This is a genomic window from Maritalea porphyrae (genome assembly GCF_030159895.1).
In the GTDB taxonomy this organism is placed as follows: Bacteria; Pseudomonadota; Alphaproteobacteria; order Rhizobiales; family Devosiaceae; genus Maritalea; species Maritalea porphyrae.
The window spans coordinates 2,235,700-2,260,216 of sequence record NZ_BSNI01000002.1; the positions used below are offsets into that span (position 1 = coordinate 2,235,700).

The 24,517-nt window shown below is 49.6% G+C and carries 28 protein-coding genes; 16 read left to right on the plus strand and 12 right to left on the minus strand.

Annotated features, from left to right (window positions below; all coding sequences use genetic code 11):
- Window position 1: 1 nt before the first annotated feature.
- On the plus strand, window positions 2-733 hold the full coding sequence (locus QQL65_RS14270) for a glutathione S-transferase family protein (protein WP_284365630.1): 732 nt from the start codon (window positions 2-4) through the stop codon (window positions 731-733).
- A gap of 63 nt (window positions 734-796) precedes the next feature.
- Here the strand turns inward: QQL65_RS14270 and QQL65_RS14275 are convergent, their stop codons facing one another.
- The 10 genes from QQL65_RS14275 to QQL65_RS14320 form a co-directional block, all read right to left on the minus strand.
- The gene (locus tag QQL65_RS14275; RefSeq protein WP_284365631.1) at window positions 797-1,123 is read right to left on the minus strand and encodes a BLUF domain-containing protein; all 327 of its coding nucleotides are present in this window, start codon (window positions 1,121-1,123) and stop codon (window positions 797-799) included.
- A 139-nt stretch (window positions 1,124-1,262) separates the two neighbouring features.
- Window positions 1,263-1,631, minus strand: coding sequence for a VOC family protein (locus QQL65_RS14280; RefSeq protein ID WP_284366303.1), 369 nt, complete (start codon window positions 1,629-1,631; stop codon window positions 1,263-1,265).
- Window positions 1,632-1,652: 21 nt separating this feature from the next.
- Window positions 1,653-2,159 carry a GNAT family N-acetyltransferase gene (locus QQL65_RS14285; RefSeq protein WP_284365632.1) on the minus strand — a complete coding sequence of 169 codons (507 nt, stop codon included), beginning with the start codon at window positions 2,157-2,159 and terminating at the stop codon, window positions 1,653-1,655.
- A 16-nt stretch (window positions 2,160-2,175) separates the two neighbouring features.
- Window positions 2,176-2,673 carry a GNAT family N-acetyltransferase gene (locus tag QQL65_RS14290; RefSeq protein ID WP_284365633.1) on the minus strand — a complete coding sequence of 166 codons (498 nt, stop codon included), beginning with the start codon at window positions 2,671-2,673 and terminating at the stop codon, window positions 2,176-2,178.
- Between the two features lie 2 nt (window positions 2,674-2,675).
- Window positions 2,676-4,157 carry an Asp-tRNA(Asn)/Glu-tRNA(Gln) amidotransferase subunit GatB gene (gene gatB / locus QQL65_RS14295; RefSeq protein ID WP_284365634.1) on the minus strand — a complete coding sequence of 494 codons (1,482 nt, stop codon included), beginning with the start codon at window positions 4,155-4,157 and terminating at the stop codon, window positions 2,676-2,678.
- A gap of 36 nt (window positions 4,158-4,193) precedes the next feature.
- Window positions 4,194-4,511, minus strand: a complete 318-nt coding sequence (locus QQL65_RS14300; RefSeq protein WP_284365636.1) for a chorismate mutase — start codon at window positions 4,509-4,511, stop codon at window positions 4,194-4,196.
- A gap of 17 nt (window positions 4,512-4,528) precedes the next feature.
- Window positions 4,529-6,013: an Asp-tRNA(Asn)/Glu-tRNA(Gln) amidotransferase subunit GatA gene (gene gatA, locus QQL65_RS14305; RefSeq protein ID WP_284365638.1), complete on the minus strand. Its 1,485-nt coding sequence runs from the start codon at window positions 6,011-6,013 to the stop codon at window positions 4,529-4,531.
- The gene (locus QQL65_RS14310) at window positions 6,010-6,504 is read right to left on the minus strand and encodes a GNAT family N-acetyltransferase (protein ID WP_284365639.1); all 495 of its coding nucleotides are present in this window, start codon (window positions 6,502-6,504) and stop codon (window positions 6,010-6,012) included. The genes gatA and QQL65_RS14310 overlap by 4 nt, the downstream gene beginning before the upstream one ends.
- Window positions 6,505-6,511: 7 nt before the next feature.
- Window positions 6,512-6,799 carry an Asp-tRNA(Asn)/Glu-tRNA(Gln) amidotransferase subunit GatC gene (gatC, locus tag QQL65_RS14315; RefSeq protein WP_284365641.1) on the minus strand — a complete coding sequence of 96 codons (288 nt, stop codon included), beginning with the start codon at window positions 6,797-6,799 and terminating at the stop codon, window positions 6,512-6,514.
- Between the two features lie 108 nt (window positions 6,800-6,907).
- A complete protein-coding gene (locus QQL65_RS14320) occupies window positions 6,908-7,432 on the minus strand; it encodes a hypothetical protein (protein WP_284365643.1) in 525 nt (174 codons plus the stop codon).
- 78 nt (window positions 7,433-7,510) lie between these two features.
- On the opposite strand from QQL65_RS14320, the gene ruvX reads away from it, so the two are divergent.
- The 9 genes from ruvX to rpmG all read left to right on the plus strand — a co-directional run bounded on the left by ruvX (window position 7,511) and on the right by rpmG (window position 17,784).
- Window positions 7,511-7,966, plus strand: a complete 456-nt coding sequence (gene ruvX / locus QQL65_RS14325; protein ID WP_284365645.1) for a Holliday junction resolvase RuvX — start codon at window positions 7,511-7,513, stop codon at window positions 7,964-7,966.
- Between the two features lie 94 nt (window positions 7,967-8,060).
- A complete protein-coding gene (locus QQL65_RS14330) occupies window positions 8,061-9,017 on the plus strand; it encodes an aspartate carbamoyltransferase catalytic subunit (protein ID WP_284365647.1) in 957 nt (318 codons plus the stop codon).
- Entirely contained in the window at window positions 9,014-10,297 is a 1,284-nt protein-coding gene (pyrC, locus tag QQL65_RS14335; RefSeq protein WP_284365649.1) for a dihydroorotase, read from the plus strand. Before QQL65_RS14330 ends, pyrC begins: the two co-directional genes overlap by 4 nt.
- A gap of 7 nt (window positions 10,298-10,304) precedes the next feature.
- Window positions 10,305-10,913 carry a glycerol-3-phosphate 1-O-acyltransferase PlsY gene (gene plsY, locus QQL65_RS14340; RefSeq protein ID WP_284365651.1) on the plus strand — a complete coding sequence of 203 codons (609 nt, stop codon included), beginning with the start codon at window positions 10,305-10,307 and terminating at the stop codon, window positions 10,911-10,913.
- Window positions 10,913-12,058 (plus strand): DNA-processing protein DprA, encoded by a 1,146-nt coding sequence (gene dprA, locus QQL65_RS14345; RefSeq protein ID WP_284365653.1) that lies wholly within the window; start codon window positions 10,913-10,915, stop codon window positions 12,056-12,058. The genes plsY and dprA overlap by 1 nt, the downstream gene beginning before the upstream one ends.
- 137 nt (window positions 12,059-12,195) lie before the next feature.
- The gene (gene topA / locus QQL65_RS14350; RefSeq protein ID WP_284365654.1) at window positions 12,196-14,748 is read left to right on the plus strand and encodes a type I DNA topoisomerase; all 2,553 of its coding nucleotides are present in this window, start codon (window positions 12,196-12,198) and stop codon (window positions 14,746-14,748) included.
- A gap of 12 nt (window positions 14,749-14,760) precedes the next feature.
- Window positions 14,761-17,064: a ribonuclease R gene (gene rnr / locus QQL65_RS14355; protein ID WP_284365655.1), complete on the plus strand. Its 2,304-nt coding sequence runs from the start codon at window positions 14,761-14,763 to the stop codon at window positions 17,062-17,064.
- 10 nt (window positions 17,065-17,074) lie between these two features.
- The gene (locus tag QQL65_RS14360) at window positions 17,075-17,491 is read left to right on the plus strand and encodes a DUF983 domain-containing protein (protein WP_284365656.1); all 417 of its coding nucleotides are present in this window, start codon (window positions 17,075-17,077) and stop codon (window positions 17,489-17,491) included.
- Window positions 17,492-17,616: 125 nt separating this feature from the next.
- Window positions 17,617-17,784: a 50S ribosomal protein L33 gene (rpmG, locus tag QQL65_RS14365; RefSeq protein ID WP_284365657.1), complete on the plus strand. Its 168-nt coding sequence runs from the start codon at window positions 17,617-17,619 to the stop codon at window positions 17,782-17,784.
- A gap of 374 nt (window positions 17,785-18,158) precedes the next feature.
- Here the strand turns inward: rpmG and QQL65_RS14370 are convergent, their stop codons facing one another.
- Together QQL65_RS14370 and QQL65_RS14375 are read right to left on the minus strand one after the other, a co-directional pair.
- Window positions 18,159-19,529, minus strand: coding sequence for a PleD family two-component system response regulator (locus QQL65_RS14370; protein ID WP_284365658.1), 1,371 nt, complete (start codon window positions 19,527-19,529; stop codon window positions 18,159-18,161).
- A 26-nt stretch (window positions 19,530-19,555) separates the two neighbouring features.
- Complete coding sequence (locus QQL65_RS14375) at window positions 19,556-19,930, minus strand: response regulator (protein ID WP_284365659.1); 375 nt, start codon at window positions 19,928-19,930, stop codon at window positions 19,556-19,558.
- A gap of 97 nt (window positions 19,931-20,027) precedes the next feature.
- Here QQL65_RS14375 and QQL65_RS14380 point away from each other — a divergent pair, with 97 nt between their 5' ends.
- The 6 genes from QQL65_RS14380 (at window position 20,028) to QQL65_RS14405 (ending at window position 24,496) form a co-directional block, all read left to right on the plus strand.
- Window positions 20,028-20,297 (plus strand): DUF3572 family protein, encoded by a 270-nt coding sequence (locus QQL65_RS14380; RefSeq protein ID WP_284365660.1) that lies wholly within the window; start codon window positions 20,028-20,030, stop codon window positions 20,295-20,297.
- 4 nt (window positions 20,298-20,301) lie between these two features.
- On the plus strand, window positions 20,302-21,612 hold the full coding sequence (locus QQL65_RS14385; RefSeq protein WP_284365661.1) for a DNA polymerase IV: 1,311 nt from the start codon (window positions 20,302-20,304) through the stop codon (window positions 21,610-21,612).
- 9 nt (window positions 21,613-21,621) lie between these two features.
- Window positions 21,622-22,080: a RidA family protein gene (locus tag QQL65_RS14390; RefSeq protein ID WP_284365662.1), complete on the plus strand. Its 459-nt coding sequence runs from the start codon at window positions 21,622-21,624 to the stop codon at window positions 22,078-22,080.
- A complete protein-coding gene (locus tag QQL65_RS14395) occupies window positions 22,080-22,820 on the plus strand; it encodes a glycerophosphodiester phosphodiesterase family protein (protein ID WP_284365663.1) in 741 nt (246 codons plus the stop codon). Before QQL65_RS14390 ends, QQL65_RS14395 begins: the two co-directional genes overlap by 1 nt.
- A gap of 10 nt (window positions 22,821-22,830) precedes the next feature.
- The gene (locus tag QQL65_RS14400) at window positions 22,831-23,982 is read left to right on the plus strand and encodes a GNAT family N-acetyltransferase (protein ID WP_284365664.1); all 1,152 of its coding nucleotides are present in this window, start codon (window positions 22,831-22,833) and stop codon (window positions 23,980-23,982) included.
- A gap of 91 nt (window positions 23,983-24,073) precedes the next feature.
- Window positions 24,074-24,496 (plus strand): HIT family protein, encoded by a 423-nt coding sequence (locus tag QQL65_RS14405; RefSeq protein ID WP_284365665.1) that lies wholly within the window; start codon window positions 24,074-24,076, stop codon window positions 24,494-24,496.
- The last annotated feature ends 21 nt before the right edge of the window (window positions 24,497-24,517 follow it).

The following is a 24,517-nucleotide window of genomic DNA, read 5'->3' on the forward strand; positions in this document are numbered from 1 at the left end:
AATGACCATCCAATTTTTTCAGCCACCTACCGAACAAGGCGCGCCAAACCTGAGCCCCTTCTGCACCAAACTGGATATGATCCTTCAACTATCCGGCCTAGAGTTCAGCCGCGAGTTAGTAATGGATCCACGCGAGGGCCCAAAACAGAAGGTGCCATTTATTGCTGATAGTAATAAACGTGTGGGCGACACGCAGTTTATCGAAGCTAAACTCAACGCAGACCATGGTGTAGATTTGCTAGCCCACCTATCACCAACCGACAAAGCGATTGGCCACATGATTATGGGCACAGTCGAAGAACAACTCTATTTCATTCTCGTCTATTCACGCTGGCAGGTGGAAACCAACTGGCCAATCATGGAAGAAATCTTCTTCGGTCACATGCCAGAAGAAGCAAGACAGCAAATTGCGCCGCAGGCCCTTGATATGATGCAAAACGCATTGCGCGGACAAGGAATCGGGCGTCATTCGACCGAGGAAACCTACATACTTGGCAAACGCATAATTGATGATCTTGCTACGATACTGGACGACAGCACCTATTTTCTGTCAGAAAAACCAACATCAATCGATGCGAGCGTTTATGGCTGTTTGATAAACCTTGTGCAGAACCCAGTCCCCACACCATTGGCAGAGCATATAGCCGGACACAAGAATCTAAGTGACTTCTTGGACAGGGTTTCAGCTCAATTCTTCCCCAATGCTAAACGATCACCGGCAGAAGCAGCCTAAAGCTCCGCAAGTTGGATTGGAGGTGGTGAAATGCGCCACCTCTCAGCATCTCGCGATACTTTGCTATTTGGCCATTGAATCGAGCAACAAATCGAATTCAAGGCCGCCAACAAGCTTCATGCCCCATCCGTCAAATTCACGATGATCGATTTCTTTGCGCATCACCTCGCGCACGCCGGTATGCCGAGGGTCAGCCATGATGGCATTCATCAGAGGGTCAACAACCGCCTCATCTCCCTCAAGCACTTGTGCAAATGTGCTACCATTGAACGCCAATGCACCTGTAATTGAGCGCTTCTCATTTTCAACAGAGGAAGCTGCTGCGATTTGATTGACCTCAGACGCCGTTACAACCGTTTTTGCGGTGCTGAAATACAGTACTCTGATCATTTACCACCCTCCATCGCCAGTTGGGCGGAACACTTTAGACCTCAATCCAAAGACGCAATTCCGATAATTCGAATCGAATTCATAGATGGATTATGAGCACGGAGATCAATTCTTCGCAAATTCTAGGCATCTATCGCGCTTAGCCCGCACTCGTTAAAGGGGCGGTAGGAGACGAGATATCAATAAGCTGCCCATTTGGATCCTCAATCAACAATCTCTCTTGTCCGTAAGGCATTGCCGTTGGTCCAGACACGATTTTTGCATCAACTGCCTTAGCCGCGTCATGGGCCAAATGCACGTTTTCAACTACGAATGTCAGTATACCTCCAGTCGCTCTTTGCGACATGTTTTCTGGCACAATTGGGTTTTGGACATTAAGGATTGCCAGCTCTATCAGCGGTCCATCGGCAGGTGTCAGAATAATGAACCAATCACTGTCAAAGTGGCGTTTCAAATCCAATATCGCGCAGTAGAAATCTGCAGTCTCACCAACATCATTTGCTAATATCGTATAAAAACGCGCGAAACACTATTTGTCATTATCAACCAGCTTCTTTTCCATCTTGTATTCGTAAAGTACATCTTCGGTGTAAGCATCGCGCGTTCTCGCAACGACCTCAAACCCCTGCCCCTGATAAAATCTTACTGCACGTTGGTTGGGCTCATAGACTTCCAAATATGCATTGTGTGCATGTGGAAATGCGTCGATTGCATTAGACAGCAATCGTTTGCCAATACCTTTGCCGTGAAATGAATGGTCCAAATATAGCCTTGCAAGATGAATTGTTCGTGGTTGCGCTTCATACATCAAAGCGTGGCCAACAATTGAACCATCGCATACCGCAACCAAGCTGCAAATGTCGTCTGCTTGTGCTTCTGCTCGCAATTTATCAAGCGTGTGCCAGCCAGCTGCTAGCTTCGTCACGCGCTCTACGCCCAAAAAGCTATCATAAGTGTTGTGCCAGATATTCAACAATGCAGTTTTTAACTCTGCAGCATCTTCAACTTGGGTAGCTCGAATGGTTGTTTTGCTCATTTAACGAACGCTATTTTTAAAGTGCCATCGTCATCTTAATACTTGAAGGCTCATCTGCAGGAGTGGGTTCGGGACCCGCTTCATAAAATCCAATGGATTTGTAAAAGGCAATAGCGGCGTGATTTTGTTGCAATACACCCAGCTCGACGTGAGACGTGCCTGGAAAACACTCTATTGCCGAATTTAGAAGTGTCTCGCCAATTCCACGTCGCGCATGTGCTTTCAAAACATAAAGATAAGCGACCAGAAGCGAATTATTCTCGCGTGGCAGAACGTGCGTGTGCCCGACAATAAGGCTGTCGGAAACGGCCACCAGATTGCACGCATTCTGATCGACCAAGCGTTCTGCAAATTTTTGTGGCGTCAGCCAGGTTGAACAAATTTCGTCCAACTTTGGAGCAGAAATTATGTCCACATAAGCTTCGCGCCACGATGTTACCATCATGGCGCTAAGCTCTTGTGCATCATTTTGCTTGGCAGCGCGGATCGAAAATGGTCTTTGATCCGCACCCATTATTAAAGCCCAAGCTTGTCCTTGAGGATTTTGTTCACCGCTTGTGGGTTGGCCTTACCTTGCGATGCTTTCATCACCTGACCAACAAACCAGCCCATCAGCTTTGGATTCTCTTGTGCTTTTGCGACCTGATCAGGGTTTGCGGCAACAATTTCATCAACGATCTTTTCAATCGCGCCGGTGTCAGTAACCTGCTTCATGCCACGTTCTTCAACGAGCTGCGCTGGGTCACCGCCTTCTGTCCAAACAATCTCAAACAAGTCTTTGGCAATTTTGCCAGAAATGTCGCCTTTTGAGATCAAATCGACAATGCCGCCAAGCTGTTCTGCAGAAACGGGGCTTGCAGTTACGGCCAAGTCTTCTTTGTTTAATCGGCCAAACAACTCATTGATTACCCAGTTCGCTGCCAGCTTGCCGTCACGACCTTCAGCAACAGCTTCGTAGAATGCCGCGCTGTCGCGGTCTGCAACCAAAACATTTGCATCATATGCAGTAAGACCAAATTCCTTGATGAAACGCGCACGCTTTTCGTCTGGAAGCTCTGGAAGGTCTTTTGCCAACTCTTCGATGAATGCATCATCAAATTCTAGCGGCAACAAATCTGGCTCTGGGAAATAGCGATAATCTTGTGCATCTTCCTTTGAGCGCATTGACCGCGTCTCACCCGTTTTGGGATCGAACAAACGTGTTTCCTGATCGATCTCCCCGCCGTCTTCCAAAATGTCAATTTGGCGACGTGCTTCATATTCAATCGCCTGCCCGGCAAAACGCACGGAATTGACGTTTTTAATTTCACACCGCGTGCCAAACTCGCCACCTGGCCGACGAACTGATACGTTAATATCTGCACGCATGGAACCTTGCTCCATGTTGCCATCACATGTGCCCAAATAGCGCAAAATTGTGCGCAACTTGCTGATGTAAGCCTTGGCTTCATCGGACGAACGTAGATCGGGTTTAGACACGATCTCCATCAACGCCACACCGGCACGATTGAGATCGACAAAGCTCATATTTGGATGCTGATCGTGCATTAGTTTGCCCGCATCAGTCTCAAGGTGAAGCCGCTCAACACCAATTTCAACTTCACCGTCTTCGCCCATATCGAGCAAAACCTTACCCTCCCCGACAATCGGATCGAGATATTGAGAAATCTGATATCCAGGTGGTTGGTCGGGATAAAAGTAGTTTTTGCGGTCAAAAATAGACCGCTTATTGATCTTGGCCTTAAGCCCCAAACCCGTGCGCACAGCTTGGCGCACACATTCTTCGTTGATCACCGGCAACATGCCAGGCATCGCCGCATCAACAAAACTCACATTATTGTTGGGCGGTTGGCCAAATTCAGTAGATGAACTAGAAAACAGCTTTGATTCCGATGTTACTTGCGCGTGGACCTCAAGACCAAGCACCATTTCCCAGTCGCCTGTGGCGCCTTTGATAAATTTCTTTGGGTCCGGCGTACGTGTATCAACAAGTGTCATATTCTTTGCTCTTTATTGCTGCCTGTTGGCGAAGGTCTAGCCTTGGCTACGGCGGGCGGCGATAACGCCTTTTTCAAAATTCACATTCCAGTCGATAAGGGTACGCCAAATCAATTCGGCCTGATCCTCATCCAATTGTTTCTCCAGCGCGCGGGCACGCACCTTTTCGATTACCGTTTCAATCCGCGCCTTATCGTAAGCTTCATGCGGGTCGGTCTTAATCGCGGCCATGCGGATGACATAGCCATGGCGCTCAGCGAACAAATTGATCAATTCTTGATCTAGTCGATCAATCTCTGAACGTACATCTTGCTTCGTTTCGCATTGTGCTGGTGTTTTCATCCGCTCAGTCATCATGCCCGCCCTTTTTGCTACCACCACTTATTGGGTGTGAAGTCCAAACCATGCGATTTCTCAATCACACGTGCTGCCGCAAACAATGTTTCTTCATCGAACGGCTTACCGATCAACTGCAAGCCCAATGGCAAGCCCTGACCATCTTTACCAGCTGGCACCGCAATGCCTGGCAATCCGGCCATATTCACCGTCACCGTGAAAATGTCGTTCAGGTACATTTTGATTGGATCTGACTTCATTTCCTGATCAGCCACACCAAATGCAGCAGAAGGCGTTGCTGGCGTCAAAATCGCATCAACGCCATCATTGAACACATTTTCAAAGTCACGTTTGATCAATGTGCGCACTTTTTGAGCCTGAACATAGTAGGCATCATAGTAACCAGCCGACAGCACATAGGTGCCAATCATCACACGACGTTGTACTTCACGGCCAAAGCCTTCGGCGCGCGTTAGTTCATACATCTCTGTGATGTCTTTGCCCGGAACACGCAAGCCGTATTTCACACCATCATATCGCGCGAGGTTTGAAGACGCCTCCGCAGGTGCAACAATGTAGTACGCTGGAAGCGCGTACTTGGTGTGTGGCAACGAAATATCTTTAATCGTTGCGCCCTCAGCTTTGAGCCATGCAAGACCTTCTTGCCAAAGCTTTTCGATCTCGGCTGGCATGCCGTCCATGCGATATTCTTTTGGCACACCAATGGTCAGCCCCTTAACGCCACGCTCGACAGCCGCCGCGAAATCAGGAACAGCCATATCAACAGACGTTGAGTCTTTTGGATCAAAGCCACAGATCGAAGTGGTCATGATCGCTGCATCTTCAACGGTACGTGCAATAGGTCCCGCTTGATCAAGAGAAGAAGCAAAGGCAACAGTGCCCCAGCGCGACGCGCGACCATATGTTGGCTTGATACCAACTGTACCAGTGAAAGCAGCAGGCTGCCGGATTGACCCGCCAGTATCAGTTGCAGTTGCACCAGCGCAAAGCCAGCCAGCTACAGCAGAAGCTGAACCACCGGATGAACCACCTGGCACCAAATCAGCGTTTGAACCTTCTGCGCGCCATGGGTTAATTACTGGCCCGTAGTATGAAGTCTCATTTGATGACCCCATCGCAAACTCGTCCATATTGAGTTTGCCAAGCATCACCGCACCGTCATTCCACAAATTCTGTGTGACCGTGCTTTCATATTCGGGTTTGAAGCCATCAAGAATGTGACTGGCAGCCTGTGTGTGCACACCCTTGGTGGCGAACAAGTCTTTAATGCCTAGCGGCACACCTTCCAGCGCACCACCCTCGCCTTTTTGCAACTTCTCGTCACTCTGCGCAGCCATATCCAACGCTTGATCAGAGGTTACAGCTACATAGGCGTTCAATGCCTCAGCTTTTTCAATTGCGTATAGATAAGAGGCAGTGACTTCTTTTGAAGTGAAATCTTTTGCCTTGAGGCCCTTTGCGGTTTCCGCAAGGCTCAATCGAGTTAGATCAGTTGTCATTGAAATAATTCCTCAAACCCGCCCATCACGAGTTCTTTTTCAAAAAAGGCGGAATAATCGCTCTCTGGATAATCCAGAATTGGTCCGCACTTTGTAAATCCAGCATTCTCATAAAGCCGATAGGCGCCGGCATAGCCTTCGCCAGTACCTGTTTCGAGCACCAAACGTTTATGGCCGCTAACCCGCGCTTTGTCTTGTATGGCGTTAAGCAGTCGAACACCAACGCGCTGCCCCCGAACTTCCGGTAGAGTGAACATGCGCTTCACTTCACCTAGTCCTTCGCCGTGATCTTTTAGCGCACCAATGCCCACGGCATTGCCGTCATCATCGCGTGCAACAAAAACGGTAGTTGTGTCATCCGCCATATCTTCCACGGTCATGCAGAAGTTAAACTCGGCAGGCGCAAGCGGTTCAATATGAGCATTGAGCGCGGCAATCAAATTGCGCACATCATCTTGCAACGGAGATTCAACAAATACTGTTACGGCCATCTTTGGACTACTCGACGACTTTCGGCACCATGAAGAAGTTGTCTTCGCTCAGGGGAGAGTTTGCGACAATTTTCTCTGGATATCCGCCATCGGTTACTTTGTCTTCACGACGACGCAAAGCCATCGGCGCAACCGAAGTCATCGGCTCCACCCCAGTAACGTCAACTTCAGAAAGCTGCTCAACAAATTCAAGAATGGTGTTGAGTTCGCCATTGAGCTTTTCAACATCGCCATCTTCAATTTTGATACGGGCAAGGCGCCCAATACGCTTCACTGTATCGGCATCGACCGACATATGAGACTCCTCAATAAATCAGGAAAGGTTCCCGCGCTTTTAGCAATGCCAATAAGGCCTGACAACCAAAAGCACGCGGTTTTTGTACTCATTTGACGCAAAAGTGCACTAAAGCTCTATCGCTAGTCCAATTTCCGCCAACTGAATGCGCATTTTACCCGCCGCGGCAGCAAGTCTGTCCATATCCAGCGCCTGCGGATCAACGACAGCGAAAATCAACTGCCGAGCAGTATTCAGTGAACCGTCATTAAGTTGAGCAAGGCATTGTTCAAAACTCCCAACACTCAGAACAACTGCACCATTTTGCCAACTGCCAACTTCGTCGCGCATGGCCGCAGACAAATCCTTGATTACCAAACGCTCATCAGGCGGCGCATCCAAAACAAACTGCCCCTCACCGCTTAGAAAGCGTTCAGGATCATCCATCACATCAATCAACCGTCCAGAATTTGATGTTTCCGGTGACGCAATCAACGGCGTGAACATTTCATGCGAAGCGTTCTCGACAGCGATTGCGTCCCCCACAAGCGCCGCTGCATTGAAGTCCGCTCGCGCTTCTTTTGGGTAAAAAACGAAGTCATTTTCACTGAATTTAATGCGAAAACATCTGCCGCCGAACCAGGTAATACGCATTTGCACCCTATTTGCTTGTACTCAACTGCATGAGACGCTAGGGAAGTTTCAATCAATTTGCCAGCAAAAGAGCTTAGCTTGTCACAAGAAGATCAGTTCTCCCTCGACGCACTCCCCACCACTGGTCGCCTAATCGGCTTAGACCTGGGAACCAAAACTATAGGCGTTGCGATTTCAGACGGCCTGCAGATGACTGCAACCCCCAACGAAACCATCAAACGCAAGAAGTTTGGTTTGGACGCCGAACGAATACTTGAACTGATCGCAATTAACGCATGTGTTGGTGTCGTCGTCGGGTTACCGCTCAATATGGACGGATCAGAAGGTCCCCGCGCCCAATCAACACGAGCCTTTGTGCGAAACTTCTCGCAAAAGTGCGACCTTCCCATGGCTTTTTGGGACGAACGGCTTTCAACAACAGCTGTCACGCGTACAATGGTAGAAGCTGATATTTCGCGCGCTAAACAGGCAAAAGTGGTCGATAAACTTGCCGCCAGCTTTATCCTTCAGGGCGCACTTGACCGCCGCCGTTAAGGCTGAATAGGTAATTGGTGTGAAATGCGCTGTTTTCCCTTGAGCCTAACTGGGGCTTAAGGTATGCCGGGGAAACCGACTTGGAACGAGGCATATGAATACCACTTCGCCACGCCATAACGCATTCTCCCAGAAGCATCTTTTAGGCATTGCTGATCTTAACCCAGTTGAGATCACGGAATTGCTCGACCGTGCCGAGACCATGGTCAAGGTTTCGCGGCAGCAGAAAAAGGCCAAGCACACGCTTGCAGGCCGCACCCAAATCAACCTGTTCTTTGAAAACTCTACCCGCACCCAAAGCTCATTCGAGATTGCCGGCAAACGTCTTGGCGCCGACGTTCTTAACATGGCAGTGAGCACCTCAAGCGTGAAAAAGGGTGAAACGCTGATCGATACCGCCGCAACGCTGAACGCTATGCAACCCGACGTGATCGTGGTTCGCCACGCCTCTTCCGGCGCAGTGAAACTGCTATCCCAAAAAGTGGGATGTTCGGTGGTCAACGCGGGCGATGGGACACATGAACACCCCACTCAAGCACTATTGGATGCCCTGACCATAAGACGCCACAAAGGTCGCTTGAACGGCTTAACCGTGGCGATATGTGGCGACATTGCAAACTCGCGAGTCGCACGCTCCAACTTAATGCTACTGAACGCAATGAATGTGCGTACAAGAGTTATAGCACCAAAAACAATGCTGCCCTCCGGCATCGAGCACATAGCAGCGGAAGTCTTCACCAATATGGAAGAAGGCCTAAAAGACGCCGATGTGGTGATGATGTTGCGCATCCAGCGCGAACGCGCCTCCGGTCAACAAATTCCATCGGTCCGCGAATTCTACCGCTTCTATGGTCTAGACGAGCGAAAACTCGCATTTGCAAAGCCCGACGCAATCGTCATGCATCCCGGCCCGATGAACCGTGGCGTTGAAATAGACCCCGCGATTGCTGATTGCGACCGCTCCGTAATTACAGAGCAAGTTGAAATGGGCGTCGCGGTGCGGATGGCGGTATTAGAGGCGCTTCTTGCGAATGATGAGGTGCAAGCATGAGCAAATTAGTCATCAAAAATGCACGCATCATCGACCCTGCATCTGAAACTGACAAGATGGGTGCGATCCTCATTGAAGAGGGCAAAATCGCAGAAATTGCAGAAGGCGATATATCTGCGCCAGAAGGTGCCCACATACATGATGCTCAAGGTCGCATAATTGCTCCCGGACTTGTGGACCTGCGCGTTTTCACAGGCGAACCAGGCCGTGAATATCGCGAAACGCTAAAAAGCGCATCGGACGCGGCGGCAGTTGGCGGCGTTACCAGCGCCCTAATTATGCCGGACACTAATCCCGTATTGGATGACGCAGCACTAATTGACTTTGTCGCTCGGCGCGCGCGCGACAATGCGGATATCAACTTCTACCCAGCAGCTGCGATTTCAAAAGGTCTTGCAGGCGAAGACATTTCAGAATTTGGCTTACTTAAAGAAGCTGGTGCAAAAGCACTTACAGATGGTCGCAACTCAATTCAGAACCCAGCACTTCTGAAAACGGCATTCACCTATGCCCTAAACTTTGACATGCCGGTAATCCATCATGTGTCGGACGCTTCATTGACTGGTAGTGGCGTTATGAATGCAGGATTGCTTGCCACTGGACTTGGCCTAAAAGGCATTCCGCACATTGCAGAGACAATCCCATTGGATCGGGACATTCAATTGGCCGAAGCTACCGGTGTCCGGTATCACGCGGCGCAAATCTCTTGCGGCACATCTGCTGAGATAATCAAGCGCGCAAAAGCCAACTCTGACCGAATCTCGGCAGGCATATCGATCAATAATCTTTGCCTAAATGAAAATGACATTGGCGATTACCGCACATATTTCAAACTGGCTCCGCCACTCCGCAGCGAAGATGAGCGCCAGGCAATGATTGCAGCTTTGGCTGATGGCACAATTGACGTGATCCATTCCGCGCATGATCCACAGGATATGGAAGGCAAACGCCGTCCGTTTGCCGAAGCTGTCGATGGTGCTGTTGGTCTAGAAACCATGCTCAGCGCTGCATTGCGCCTCGTGCACGAAGATCAGGTAGACCTTGTTACCCTGTTGCGCGCCATGACGTGCAACCCGGCTGACTTGTTGGGCATTGATGCTGGGCGAATTACAAAAGGCGCACAGGCAGACCTGATTGAAATCGATTTAGACTACCCTTGGGTCGTTTCCGAGAATGATCTCAAATCACGCTCACGCAACACAGCATTTGAAGGTGCGCGATTTAGTGGTAAGGTCACCACGTCCATTGTAAGCGGCACAAAGATATACGAATTGGCATAAAGCATTTATGGAATATCTAAATCTCATCATTGCAGCACTTGGTGGCTATCTGCTTGGGTCAGTCCCTTTTGGCTTAGTCATTTGCCGTTTGGCCGGCTTGGGCGACATACGCGAAATTGGTTCTGGCAATATTGGCGCCACCAATGTTTTGCGCACTGGCCGCAAAGATTTGGCACTTGCAACATTGCTGCTTGATGCAGGAAAAGGTGGCATTGCCGTTTTAGTTGCCCGCTATTTCTTGGGTGAGAATGCAGCGCTAATTGCGGGCGTTACCGCATTTGCTGGGCATTGCTGGCCAATTTGGCTCAAATTCAAAGGCGGAAAAGGCGTTGCAACATTCATCGGCACCCTGCTCGCACTGAATTGGATTGTGGGTCTACTTGTTTGTCTTACTTGGGCAATTGTGGCATTTGCCCGTCGTTATTCCTCACTCGCGGCACTTTCCGCCGCTGCGGCTGCACCAGTCTTTGCTTGGATTTGGTCTGGCCCATCTCTAAGCGCTGCATGCGCCTTTATTTCCATATTTTTATACTATCGACACAAAGAGAATATTTTACGCCTTATGAATGGAACTGAAACCAAAATAGGTGGTGAAAAGTCTCAATCGGCTAGCTAATGCAGCTATTCGACGAGCCTGAACCACCCAAAACCTATCTCACTGACAATCAAAAGCTGGCTTGGCTAAGGCTGATCCGCTCCGAAAATGTTGGACCCGCAACATTTAAGCGCTTGATCAACCGCTACGGTACCGTAGATGCCGCTCTGGGAGCATTGCCAGCTTTGGCGGCGCGCGGCGGCGCCGCCAAACCCATTAAGATCTGCCCCGAAGACGAAGCGATGCACGAAATTGAAAGGCTGCATCAAATTGGGGGCAAACTCATCGCGTTGGGCGAACCAGACTTTCCTCCCCTGCTCGCTCACGCGTCAGGCGCGCCACCCCTGCTTTCCGTGTTGGGGCAGGCGCGCTTGGACTTAAACAAAACTGTCGCCATCGTAGGCGCGCGAAATGCATCAGCTGCTGGAATGGCCCTAACCAGGCAGTTGGCCGCCGAACTTGGACAAAATAGCTATACTGTGGTGTCGGGTCTCGCTAGAGGAATAGACAGTGCCGCACACGTGGCCAGCGTCCAGTCTGGCACAGTGGCCGTATTCGCTGGCGGCGTTGACCATATCTATCCAGAGCAAAACCGCGATCTTGCCCAATCAATTGTCGACAATAACGGGCTTTTGGTCAGCGAGATGCCGATTGGCACCAAGCCTATCGCTCGCGATTTCCCACGGAGAAACCGCATTGTTGCGGGAATGTCGCTGGGTGTTTTGGTTGTTGAAGCGGCCATACGATCCGGCTCATTGATCACCGCTCGTCTGGCAAACGAACAAAATCGCGACGTGATGGCTATTCCCGGTTTTCCATTGGACCCGCGCGCGGCGGGTGGGAATAAACTGATCCGCGACGGCGCCACACTTGTACGCAATATCGACGATATCCTAGAAGAACTGACAAGATTTCAACTGAGCCAACCGACTTTGTTCAGCGAAGACGAAGATGAATTGATTGCTGATTGGGATATCGAACAAGTACCTGACGCGACCGAACAAGTCTTATCCGCACTAAGCCACACACCGATCGCGATTGATGAAGTGATAAGAGCGACCAATCTACCTGCTCAAGCGGTTCAAATGGTATTACTCGATCTTGAAATCGCAGGACGTATTGAACGCTCTTCAGGACAGCTTGTGAACTTAAAATTGACCGCGTGAAATAAAACATTCACTTGAAATCGTCTTGTTTCTCCACTAGGTGAGCACATCGGCAGGTATGTTGAGTGATTGACATTCAACACCAAACAAGACCATGTTGCGCACCGCCCACCGCACGAAATTTAAGGAAATACGCGATGAAAGTTGTTATTGTCGAAAGCCCCGCAAAAGCTAAGACAATCAATAAATATCTCGGAAAAGATTTCGAGGTACTCGCGTCTTTTGGACACGTGCGCGACTTGCCATCTAAAGATGGCTCCGTCGATCCAGATCATGATTTTGAAATGAAATGGGAAGTTGATGCGGCGTCAAAAAAACGACTAACAGAGATAACGCGCGCTGTAAAAGCGTCTGACGAACTGATCCTAGCGACTGACCCTGATCGCGAAGGTGAAGCGATTTCTTGGCATGTTTTGGAAGTACTGAAACAAAAAAAAGCGCTTAAAGACAAACCGGTTAAGCGTGTCGTGTTTAACGCGATTACCAAAAATGCTGTTCTCGACGCCATGGCTAATCCACGCGATTTGGACGAGCCGCTAGTTGATGCATATCTTGCTCGCCGTGCGCTCGATTATCTTGTAGGCTTCACCCTATCGCCAGTTCTATGGCGCAAGCTTCCAGGCTCGCGCTCCGCTGGTCGTGTGCAATCTGTTGCACTTCGTTTGGTTTGCGAACGAGAAACCGAAATTGAGAAATTTAAGCCGCAAGAATTCTGGACAGTTACGTCGAATTTTGAAAAGGACGGCACCAAGTTCGATGCCCGTCTCTATGCGCTCGATGGCAACAAAGTCGACAAGCACGACATTAAAACCCAAGCCGAAGCAGAAGCTATACAAGCAGCGATCAAAGCCGGCGATATTGTTGTTGATAGCGTTGAGAAAAAGCCAACCAAACGCAATCCTTACGCGCCTTTCACCACTTCGACGCTGCAACAAGACGCGTCTAGTCGTCTAGGCTTTTCACCGTCACGCACCATGCAGATCGCGCAGCGCCTTTATGAAGATGGCTCAATCACTTACATGCGTACTGACGGCGTTCAAATGGCACCCGAGGCAATTGACGCAACACGTCGACAAATCGCTCGTGAGTTTGGCGACAACTATTTGCCTGAAAAGCCACGCATTTATCAGTCTAAAGCCAAGAACGCTCAAGAGGCGCACGAAGCTGTGCGCCCTACAGACTTGTCCAAAACACCTGCGCAGCTCAAAAACTCTGATCCTGACCAGAAAAAACTATATGAATTGATTTGGAAGCGCACAATGGCTAGCCAAATGCGCGCTGCGGAGATCGAACGCACCACTGCAGATTTGCGCGTTGGTGGCGAGCGATTGATCGATCTTCGCGCTGTCGGTTCGGTTGTTACATTCCCAGGCTTCATGACCCTTTATGGCGTGAGCACTGTCGACAAAGACGATGAAAACTCAAAAGAGTTGCCGAAACTGGATACTGGTGACAAACCAGCGCTGCTCGACGTATTGGCCGAGCAAAACCACACAAAGCCACCTGCTCGTTTCACAGAAGCAAGCTTGATCAAAAAAATGGAAGAGCTTGGCATTGGCCGCCCTTCTACTTTTGCGGCGACGCTTGGGGTTCTCAAGGATCGCGACTATGTCCGCCTTGAAAAGCGCACGCTCATACCTGAGGATCGAGGCCGGTTGGTAACAGCGTTCTTAGAAAGCTTCTTTGAGCGTTATGTCGAATATGGCTTCACAGCTGGCCTTGAAGAACAGCTCGACGAAATTTCTGCAGGCAACGTCCAATATAAAGACGTTCTGACCAAGTTTTGGCGCGACTTCTCCGCGCATGTTGTCGAGATTAAAGACCTTCGGGTATCTGAAGTTCTAGATGCACTGAACACTTTGCTCGGTTCACACATCTTCCCACCAAAGGAAGACGGAACTGACCCGCGCAAATGCCCGGATTGTGATACTGGTATGCTATCGCTCAAGCTTGGCCGTTATGGTGCATTTATTGGGTGTGAGAACTATCCAGAATGTAATCACACACGCCAACTTGCAGAAAGCGCGACAGGACAAGCCGCTGAAACTGCTGGCGTTGGCGTAATTGGTCAGCACCCCGAATTCGGTGTCGACATTGAAATGAAGTCAGGTCGATTTGGTCCATATCTTGAAATGGTCCACGAAGGCGAAAAGAAGCGCGCCGGACTGCCGAAAGGCTGGGCACCCGAGACCATCGACTTGGAAAAAGCCGTAAAGCTGATTTCGCTACCTCGCGAAGTTGGTGAGCACCCAGAAGACGGCAAAATGATTACTGCGGGCCTTGGCCGCTATGGGCCATTTGTGTTGCACAATGGCAAATACGCCAACCTTCCGGACATTGAAGAAGTGTTCAGTGTTGGGTTGAACCGCGCTGTGACAGTTTTGGCCGAAAAAGCAGCTGGTGGCGGACGTCGCGGCGCAGCCGCCACGCTTAAAGAATTGGGCGATCATCCAGATGGCGGTCCAATCACCGTCAAGGACGGACGCTATGGCCCATATGTGAATCATGGCAAGATAAACGCAACTCTGCCCAAAGACACTGATCCGCAAAGTGTCACTATGGAACAAGCGTTGGAATTGATCGCAGCAAAAGCGGCAAAAGCGCCAGCGAAGAAACGCAAAGCACCGGCGAAGAAAAAAGCGCCAGCAAAGAAAAAACCAGCGGCAAAGAAGACAGCCGCCAAGACGTAAGAAGGGGTCCAGATGGCCCGAAGAGACAACAAGGGTCGCCTGCCCGAAGCTCCAGATCAGCGACGCAGTCACCAAACCCGCGCAAAACAAAACCGCGATGGGCAAATCCCAACGCGTGAGCAACTTGTTGAGTATCTGGATATCAATCCCAACAATGCCAGCAAACGCGATATTGCGAAAGCGTTTGGTATTCGGGGCGACGACAGAATTATCCTCAAAGCGCTTCTGAAGGAAATGGAAGATGACGGGATCATCAACAGGTCCCGCAAAGTATATAAGCGCACAGCCGTACTTCCATCTGTCACCGTCATTGAAATCCCAAGCGACGCGGACCCGGAATATATGGTTGGTCACCCGGCCAAATGGGATGACGACGACGGTGAACGACCCGGCGTTTTGATTGTTGGCGGCAAAGACGCTAAAGCAGTCCCCGGCCCCGGCGACCGTGTGTTGGCACGTATCAGCAAAAACGACGACAACGAAGGCCCAGCCTATATCGCAAAACCAATGAAGGTGCTTGATGCGCCTCGAAAATCTTTGATTGGCGTTGTGCGCTTGGTCGAACGTGGTGCGCGGTTGATACCAGTGGAACGCAAAGGCCGCGAAATGCAAATCCACGCAGGCGACTTAAATGGCGCCAAAGATGGCGACTTAGTGGAAGTTGAACAGGCTGTGTCTGGCCGTGCAATGGTACCAAAAGCCAAAGTGGTCAACGTTATTGGCAACCCGCTGAGCGAAAAAGCGGTTAGCTTGATCGCACTACACAACCTTGAAATTCCACACAAATTTCCAAATTCTGTAGTAGCAGAATCGGAAGCAGCTCAGCCTGCGGATATCTCTGGGCGCGAAGATTGGCGAGAACTCCCGTTCGTTACCATCGACCCTGCAACCGCAAAAGATCATGACGATGCGGTGTACGCACATCTAGACGATGATACGAACAATGAGGGCGGATTTATCGTCTATGTGGCGATCGCCGATGTCGCGCATTATGTACGCCCCGGTTCGGACATGGAGCGCGAGGCATTATTGCGCGGCAATTCAGTCTATTTCCCTGACCGCGTTGTCCCAATGCTGCCAGAAAAGATTTCAAACAATCTTTGCTCTTTGGTGGAAAACCAGAACCGCGCCGCAATGGGCTTGCGCATGGTGTTCAACGCTGATGGCGAAAAAACAGGTCATAGCTTCCATCGTGTATTGATGCGCTCAGCGGCAAAACTGAGCTACCAACAAGCGCAAACAGCAATTGATGGGCACCCCGACGACAAAACTGAGCCACTGCTTGAACCAATCTTGAAGCCGCTTTTTGCAGCATTCAAGGCGATGGAAAAAGCACAAAAGAAGCGTGGACCGTTGGCGCTGGACTTGCCAGAGAGAAAAATCATCCTCAACGACGACGGTTTGGTTGAAGACGTACATATTCCTGAGCGGCTGACGGCACACAAGTTGATTGAAGAAATGATGATTCAATCAAATGTTTGTGCTGCAGAGACACTTGAGCAGCACAAAGTGCCCCTGCTCTATCGTGTTCATGATGCGCCAAGCCAACAGAAATTGATCGGATTAAAAGAAACACTCTCCACCATGGAGCTCAATTTCAATCCGGGTGACACGGTCAAGCCAGAACAATTCAACCGTATTTTGGCTGTCGCAGAACAAAGTGACAATCCGCATCTGGTGAATGAAATGATTTTGCGCGCGCAGGCGCAGGCCGAGTACACAAATGAGAATTATGGACACTTTGGTTTGAACTTGCGGCGTTATGCTCACTTCACCTCGCCTATTCGCCGCTATGCCGATTTAATTGTCCACCGCGCGCTGATTAGAGCACTAAAACTGGGTGATGATGGTCTGCCAAAAGAAACAGACAACAAGCTCGCGGTCATCGGCGAACAGATTTCAATGACCGAACGACGCGCAATGGCCGCTGAGCGCGAAACCACAGATCGTTTGCTCGCCTATTTCCTTGCCGACCAGATTGGCGCTCGATTCCCTGGGCGAATTGCGGGCGTTATTGGGGCGGGACTATTTGTCCGATTGGATAAATCGGGCGCAGATGGTTTTATACCCGCAAGCACCCTTGGCACGGACTATTTCATCCATGATGAAGGTCAACAGGCGCTGATTGGAGAACGTACCGGAGAGCGTTATCGGATCGGCGATCAAGTTGAAGTCCGGCTGATGGAAGCTGAACCATTGGCGGGTTCTTTGCGGTTTGAAATGCTTACACGCGGTGAGCGTGTCAAACCACCAAAGGGCCGTCGTTCGCGTCGACCTGTCAAAAAGACATTTGGCGGTCGCCGAAACAAACGATAGGGAATGCTAAGTGAGCATTGAAATAAACGCGATTGATAAGCCCAAGCGCAGCGTTTGGGCTGCAATGAAAAATGGAATAGTCGGCAAGTGCCCCAAATGCGGAAAGGGGAAATTGTTTAAAGGCTATCTAAGGGTGAACTCTGGCTGTTCGAGTTGCGGCGAAGCCTTTCACCACCACCGAGCGGATGATGCCCCGCCATACATCACAATGGCCATTGTTGGTCACGTCGTTGTTGGTGGAATTTTTCACCTTGAAACAAGCTATCAGATTGAACCTATGGTGCACCTTTATTGGTCGATACCGACAATGCTTGTGCTTTCGCTGGGCTTGTTGCGACCGATAAAGGGAATGATTGTAGCTATCCAGTGGGCAAACTACTTGCATGGCTTCGATCCAAACTTCTCCCCTGCGACAGACATGCAGTAGAATAACCATTTTTCAAAAACATCACGCGGACGCTTGACTTTTTGCGCTAAATGCCTAGTTTGCGCCCGATATCGATTTTGTGCCGCGCGTATAATTCGCGTGGCCATTTATTTGGGATTGCAGGCATGGCCAAGTCAAACACCGTCAAGATCAAGCTGGTTTCAACAGCTGACACAGGCTTCTTTTATGTTGCCAAGAAGAATTCGCGTACAATGACAGAAAAGCTTACTTTGAAAAAGTATGACCCTGTTGTACGCAAGCACGTTGAATTCAAAGAATCCAAAATCAAGTAAGGTTTCTTTTTAGAAATCTGTTGATTGTGCGAAAAAATTAAAACCCCGCCGAAAGGCGGGGTTTTTTAGTGGGCAGTTCAACCCAGCAAGAAGAGGCCACTCTAACGCTAGGTTGAACTCGCCCGACCTACGGACCCAGGAAGTTGCGGCGGACCTGAGAAATCTCCGTAGGAATAGTCGGGCTCTTAACGAACCGCTTACCATCTTACCTACACCTACGAAGAAGTTTTTCCAACCAAATGCGGCGAATCTCAGCCTGATTTCGCTTTGTATGTTAAAGGCTTAACCTTAACGCGCACCATTAAGGTTACGGCTTAATCCTAAGCGGTAACCTTGATAGATAAACTTGTAACTAGTTGAGGCGACTTTGGGCCCTACGCAGCGTCATAAACGATGCGATTGCGCCCTTCCCGCTTAGCGCGATAAAGCGCAATGTCAGCGCGTTTCATCATTTGTTCCGGCGTGTCATCATCAAGCTCGTTGATTGAAATGCCAACACTGACGGTTATGTTCAGTGGATCAGTTAGACCTGTTTCAAAAGGCTCACTCGCAACAGCATGGCGCATACGCTCCGCGATATTCTTCGCGTGAACCAAATCTGTATCTGGCATCATAACGACGAACTCTTCACCGCCATAACGACAAGCAAGATCAACGCCTCGGATATTGCGCTGCAAACGCTCGGCAAACTCTTTTAGAACTTCATCGCCAGCCGCGTGGCCGTGCGTATCATTGACCGACTTAAAATAGTCGATGTCCAACATCATCAAGCCTAAGCTACGACCGCCCTCTTTCGCCTTATCAAGCTGCACACACATGTGACGATCAAAATAACGACGATTGTAAAGCCCAGTCAGGCCATCGATCACTGCCATTGCAACCGTGCTCGACAAATTCTTGCGCAGCTCAGCTGAATAACGATGACGGCGCAATTGCGTGCGAACGCGTGCTGCCAATTCGTTTCGCTCAACCGGACGAAGAATAAAGTCATTCACGCCAAGTTCCAAACCACGCACAACCTTTGGCTTGTCCGGCACGTCAGCAACAAGAATGATTGGAATAGATCGACTTTGCTCCAATGTCCGAATTTGTGAACATACACGGAGCGGGTCAATATCGCCCATCGCCATTGAAACAACGACAACTTCGTAGTCTTTGTCAGCCAAATGGAAAGCTGCGTCCTCAGGTGTCGACAGGTGCGTGACCTTGTGCTCTACATCGAGCGCCTCAAGCAAGCGCTTTGCGTTGTGCGCATCAGAATCAATTACAAGGATCTCACCACCAGTTGGTTCAATCCCAGCGGTCATATCGACTATATCTTCAATTGCGATCGCCTGCCCTGTCAAAGCGCGCGAACGAAGTTCATCGGTCAAGCCTTTCAAACGGGACAAGCTTTTAACCCGCGCCATCAATTGAACATCGTCAACGGGTTTCGTAAGAAAATCATCGGCACCGGCTTCGAGACCGCGGACCTTGTCCGATGGTTGATCCAATGCTGTGACCATCACAACAGGTATGTGCTGTGTCTTTGGATCGCACTTCAGCCGCTGGCAGGTTTCAAAACCATCCATATCTGGCATCATTACGTCCAAAAGCACCAAATCACATTCACCGCGACGACAGATTTCAATCGCGTCAGCGCCGTTGCTTGCCTCAAGCACATCAAAATACTCAGCTGTCAGCCGCGCGGCCAACAGCTTAATGTTCGTTGGAATATCATCAACAACCAATACTCGCGCCGTCATGATTACGCCCTACTCTTTTTCCCGGCTTACTTTCCCGGTCCGATAAAACTTTCAATGGTTTCCAAGAAGTGCGGCAGCGAAATTGGCTTAGAAATATACCCCTCGCACCCACCTTCCAAAATTCTCTCTTCGTCGCCTTTCATGGCGAACGCTGTCACAGCAATCACCGGAATATGGGCCAACTCATCATTCTCTTTGATCCACTTGGTCACAACCAACCCGGAAACTTCAGGCAGTTGAATATCCATCAAAATCAAATCTGGATGATGCTCTTTCGCAATATCTAGCGCTTCAAGGCCATTCCGTGTTTGTATCGTGCGATAGCCACGCGATTCCAATAGATCATTGAAGAGCTTCATGTTGAGCTCGTTATCTTCAACAATCATCACCGTTTTTGACATAATTTTCCCGGATCAAAAGTTCACATGACTAATCGAATTTATGATGTATTTGATTTAACATTCAAAATCTTACGAAAGACGTAATGGGACCCAATTTATGAGCCTTGTTTCTGAGCACTTTGTAGACGAAATCGCCAACGCTTGCCTAAGCCATTTGATCAATGAGCCAGAATTACTAGGCGAATTCATGGCGCAAACAGGCACGGGACCCAACGAACTGCGTTCAGGACTAAACGAAAACGTGACAACGGGCTTGCTTGATTTTTTCGCGCACAATGAGCCCGCATTGCTTTCAGTTTGCGCTAATGCACAAATCAGCACAGAACAGTTTATGCGCGCCTACTACAAGCTAAACCCAAGCGGATAATCAAATGGCGTCGCTGTGCAAAGAATGCGGACATCAACAAAACGAGAAAGAGTTCTCGCGTTGCCCCAACTGCATGTCTCGGCGCACCATCACGCACAACGAGCTCGATGAACTCTCAATCGCCCACGTGGACTGCGATTCCTTTTATGCGTCTGTTGAAAAGCGGGACCACCCAGAATTGCGCGACAAACCGGTTATTGTCGGCGGCAGCAAACGCGGCGTCGTCTCTACATGTTGTTACATCGCGCGGATGAGCGGCGTACGTTCTGCCATGCCTTCTTTTCAAGCAAAAAGGCTCTGCCCAAACGCCGTTTTTGTGCCACCGCGAATGGCTGAATACGTGAAGGCCAGCAAACAAATACGCGAAGAATTCGACAAACTAACACCTTCAGTCGAGCCATTGAGCATCGATGAGGCATTTCTGGACCTTTCTGGAACGCAAAAGCTTCATCATGCAAGTCCCGCCCAAAGCCTTGCAAAACTCGCCCGTACGATTGAAGAAAAAGTCGGCGTAACAATCTCGATTGGTCTTTCACACAATAAATTTCTCGCCAAGATTGCGTCGGACCTGGACAAGCCGCGCGGCATGGCACTGATTGGCAAAGCAGAAACCGTTGACTTTCTCGCCGACAAACCAGTCACCATAATCTATGGCATCGGCAAGAAGTTTGGCGAAAGACTAGAACGTGATGGCATCACGCGCATCGGCCAACTGCAGGATATGGACCTGAAAGATTTAGCAGGTCGCTATGGTGAAATTGGTGCGCGATTGTACTACCTCGCTCGCGGCGAGGACAAACGCCTCGTTAAGCGGTCACGCGGTGTAAAATCAGTTTCAAATGAAACAACATTCTTTAAAGATATAAATGACTTTGACGAGCTTTCTAAAGTTATGCTTCGCCTATCCGAGGAAGTCAGCGCGCGGTTGAAGAAAAAGGACTTGGCAGGCGACACCGTCACACTAAAACTCAAAACTGCGGGATTCGCCACACGCACGCGGCGCAAACAGTTGCTATCACCAACCCAGCTCGCTTACACCATCTATGAAACAGGCCAAGCCATGCTGGAAAAGGAAGTGGGCATGACCAGTTTTCGGCTAATTGGCATTGGCGTTTCCGGTCTATGCAAAGCGCCCACCAGCGACCCAGTAGACCTTATTGACCCAAAGATTGCCAGAAAAGCCGCAGCCGAACGTGCAATGGACAAGGTACGCGACCGCTTTGGCAAAAAAGCGGTCTTGCGCGGAAAACTGATGAGCGTCAAAAAAGAAGAAGCAAAAGGCGACACAGAATCGCCAAAACCAAAATCAACTTAGGGTTTGATCATGACACCAGAACAGAAAATCAATGAACTCGGCTTCGAACTGCCAGAGCCAGTCGCGCCGCTCGCCAGCTATATTCCAGTGCAAAGAACGGGGAACTTGCTGCAAATTTCCGGACAGCTACCAATGGACAGCGAAGGTTTGCGCAAAGGTACACTTGGCGACAATGTTGGCGTGGAAGATGCGCAAAAGGCTGCTCAAATCTGCGCGCTCAATATCCTTGGGCAGATCAAGGCCTTTGGTGTTGACCTTGGCGACATCAAACAAGTCATCAAACTTGGCGTTTTCGTTGCGTGTACAGACACATTTATTGAGCATCACCTGGTCGCCAATGGCGCATCCAACCTGATCGGCGAAATTCTCGGCGAAAAAGGCAAGCACGCGCGCGCCGCGGTTGGCGTGCCGTCCCTTCCACTAGGTGCAATGGTTGAAATTGAAGCAATTGTTGAGATCAACGACTAGTGAGCATTCTCTCTGCTGCATTTAGCAGACCTATAGCGCATCGCGGTCTTCATGATCGCGATGCAGGCATTATTGAAAACAGTCAAAGTGCATTTGCTGCAGCGATTGATTCCAACTATGCCATTGAATGCGATATTCAGCTCACGGGCGACGATATCCCTGTTGTCTTTCACGACTACTCGTTGGACAGGCTTACCGCGCAGAAAGGTAAACTGCGCGACATAAGCGCTGACCAACTGGCCCGCATATCGCTTACGGGCTGCAACACAGCACCACAAATTTTTTCGCAGTTTCTGAGCCAAATTGATGGCCAGGTGCCTCTAATTGTCGAGTTAAAATCACAGAACGAACGAAATCTGGCTCTTGCTGAAAGCGTGCTGCAAGCCGCAAAAGACTACTCGGGGGCCCTCGTATTCAAGAGCTTTGATCCACGCTTATTAGGTGCACTAAGAGATTTGAATTGCAAATGGCCCCTCGGCATCGTCCTTGAAAAGGAAAAGCCGCCGGAAGCAACTTGGGCGCAAGGATTTGTCCTTCGGCATCTCCTTCATTATCCCTCGACAAAATTTGATTTCCTATCGTGCAATGTTGATGATCTAACACTTCCTATGGTTCTTTTCTTCAGAGCATTGGGGTTTAGTGTCATGACCTGGACCGTAAAAGACGAAGCCGATTTGCTTGCTGCACACACACATGCCGATCAAATTGTTTTTGAAGGCAGCATCACTACAATGATTTGAAAAGAACGAAGTGTCTGATCCCCAAAATCCAATCATTGCAAAGACTTTCGCCTCCGTCGCAGAGATTGGCGAATTGGATTGGAACGCATGTGCAGGCGCTAGCAACCCCTTTGTGAAGTATGCGTTTTTTGATGCGCTTGAAAGATCCGGTAGCGCGACTTCCTTATCTGGCTGGCACCCTCAGCACATTGCAATTGTAGACGCGCACGATCAAGTCCAAGCGATCATGCCCGCCTATATCAAAAGCCACTCGCAAGGCGAATATGTTTTTGATCACGCGTGGGCCGATGCCTATGCGCGAGCGGGCGGTAATTACTATCCAAAATTGCAAATAAGTGTGCCATTCACCCCTGCCTCCGCGCCAAAACTTTTGGTGCGCGGCGATGCCCCCACTGCTGTAGCAAGCGCCCTGCCCGATGCAGCCGCATCTGCAACGGTTCAATTGGGTTGTTCTTCGGCACACGCGACTTTCTTGACAAAGGGCGAACTGGAAGTCTTCAAATCAAAAGGTTGGCTTGAACGCAATGATCAGCAATTTCATTGGTCGAACCGAAACTATTCAAGCTTTGACAATTTTCTGGAAACGCTAACGTCGCGAAAACGCAAAGCCATCCGCAAGGAAAGACGCGAAGCACTGTCCGGTGGCATAGAAGTGCAATGGAAAACCGGAGAATCGATTACAGAAAGTGATTGGGACGTGTTTTTTGAGTTTTACCAAGACACGGGAAATCGCAAATGGGGCTCGCCTTACTTAAATCGAACATTCTTTTCGATGATCGGTGAAAGTATGGGCAATGATGTTCTGTTGATGTTCGCCATCAAAGACGGACGAGCGATTGCAGGTGCGCTCAATTTCATCGGAGCAGATACGCTTTTTGGCCGATATTGGGGGTGCAATACCCATGTGCCGTTTTTGCACTTCGAGCTCTGTTATTATCAAGCCATTGATTTTGCGATTAAACACGGCCTCGACCGCGTCGAGGCAGGCGCACAAGGCGGACACAAATTGGCTAGAGGATATGAACCCGTCACAACTTACTCCGCCCACTACATCGCTCACCCAGCATTCCGCGAAGCGATTGCCGACTACTTGGAAAACGAACGAGAACATGTCGCCCTAGATCAGTTGGAAATGCGGGCCTATACGCCGTTCAAGAAATGACCCGGGTTTTTGTTCTGCAATTGACAAGAATCACGAAATTCTGCACCTGTAAGACAACAATTTTCGCTTCATCAAAGGCAAAGAGCGCACCATGGCTGGCCATTACGATCCAAACAACATCTTCACGAAAATCATTGCCGGCGACATTCCGAGCCACAAAGTGTTTGAGGACGATGTTTGTATTTCAATCATGGATATCATGCCCGAAAGCCGTGGGCATGTATTGGTGATACCAAAACAAGGCTCACGCAATCTTATCGACGCTGACCCTGAAGTGCTTGGCGACGTGATGAAACGAGTTCAAAGTATTGCAGTTGCCGTAAAAAAGGCGATGCATGCAGACGGAATCCTATTGCGCCAATCAAGTGAAGAAGTTGCCGGACAAACTGTCTATCACCTGCACTTCCACATTATTCCTTGCTATGCGGGTCAAAGGCGCAATCGACATGGCGAAGTAAAGACTTCTGAAGAAGATCTGATTGAGATCTGCGAACATATCAAATCATTTCTCTAAGAAAAAAGGCCGGTCAATTGA

Coding starts and splice junctions, on each gene's coding strand:
- pyrC (WP_284365649.1), top strand. CDS start 9,014: ATGAGCAAATTAGTCATCAAAAATGCACGCATCATCGACCCTGCATCT.
- gatC (WP_284365641.1), bottom strand. CDS start 6,799: ATGTCGGTCGATGCCGATACAGTGAAGCGTATTGGGCGCCTTGCCCGT.
- QQL65_RS14380 (WP_284365660.1), top strand. CDS start 20,028: ATGAGCCTTGTTTCTGAGCACTTTGTAGACGAAATCGCCAACGCTTGC.
- QQL65_RS14330 (WP_284365647.1), top strand. CDS start 8,061: ATGAATACCACTTCGCCACGCCATAACGCATTCTCCCAGAAGCATCTT.
- rnr (WP_284365655.1), top strand. CDS start 14,761: ATGGCCCGAAGAGACAACAAGGGTCGCCTGCCCGAAGCTCCAGATCAG.
- QQL65_RS14310 (WP_284365639.1), bottom strand. CDS start 6,504: ATGGCCGTAACAGTATTTGTTGAATCTCCGTTGCAAGATGATGTGCGC.
- topA (WP_284365654.1), top strand. CDS start 12,196: ATGAAAGTTGTTATTGTCGAAAGCCCCGCAAAAGCTAAGACAATCAAT.
- QQL65_RS14370 (WP_284365658.1), bottom strand. CDS start 19,529: ATGACGGCGCGAGTATTGGTTGTTGATGATATTCCAACGAACATTAAG.
- dprA (WP_284365653.1), top strand. CDS start 10,913: ATGCAGCTATTCGACGAGCCTGAACCACCCAAAACCTATCTCACTGAC.
- QQL65_RS14270 (WP_284365630.1), top strand. CDS start 2: ATGACCATCCAATTTTTTCAGCCACCTACCGAACAAGGCGCGCCAAAC.
- QQL65_RS14320 (WP_284365643.1), bottom strand. CDS start 7,432: ATGCGTATTACCTGGTTCGGCGGCAGATGTTTTCGCATTAAATTCAGT.
- rpmG (WP_284365657.1), top strand. CDS start 17,617: ATGGCCAAGTCAAACACCGTCAAGATCAAGCTGGTTTCAACAGCTGAC.
- gatB (WP_284365634.1), bottom strand. CDS start 4,157: ATGACACTTGTTGATACACGTACGCCGGACCCAAAGAAATTTATCAAA.
- QQL65_RS14300 (WP_284365636.1), bottom strand. CDS start 4,511: ATGACTGAGCGGATGAAAACACCAGCACAATGCGAAACGAAGCAAGAT.
- plsY (WP_284365651.1), top strand. CDS start 10,305: ATGGAATATCTAAATCTCATCATTGCAGCACTTGGTGGCTATCTGCTT.
- QQL65_RS14375 (WP_284365659.1), bottom strand. CDS start 19,930: ATGTCAAAAACGGTGATGATTGTTGAAGATAACGAGCTCAACATGAAG.
- QQL65_RS14290 (WP_284365633.1), bottom strand. CDS start 2,673: ATGGGTGCGGATCAAAGACCATTTTCGATCCGCGCTGCCAAGCAAAAT.
- QQL65_RS14390 (WP_284365662.1), top strand. CDS start 21,622: ATGACACCAGAACAGAAAATCAATGAACTCGGCTTCGAACTGCCAGAG.
- QQL65_RS14405 (WP_284365665.1), top strand. CDS start 24,074: ATGGCTGGCCATTACGATCCAAACAACATCTTCACGAAAATCATTGCC.
- QQL65_RS14285 (WP_284365632.1), bottom strand. CDS start 2,159: ATGAGCAAAACAACCATTCGAGCTACCCAAGTTGAAGATGCTGCAGAG.
- QQL65_RS14275 (WP_284365631.1), bottom strand. CDS start 1,123: ATGATCAGAGTACTGTATTTCAGCACCGCAAAAACGGTTGTAACGGCG.
- QQL65_RS14385 (WP_284365661.1), top strand. CDS start 20,302: ATGGCGTCGCTGTGCAAAGAATGCGGACATCAACAAAACGAGAAAGAG.
- gatA (WP_284365638.1), bottom strand. CDS start 6,013: ATGACAACTGATCTAACTCGATTGAGCCTTGCGGAAACCGCAAAGGGC.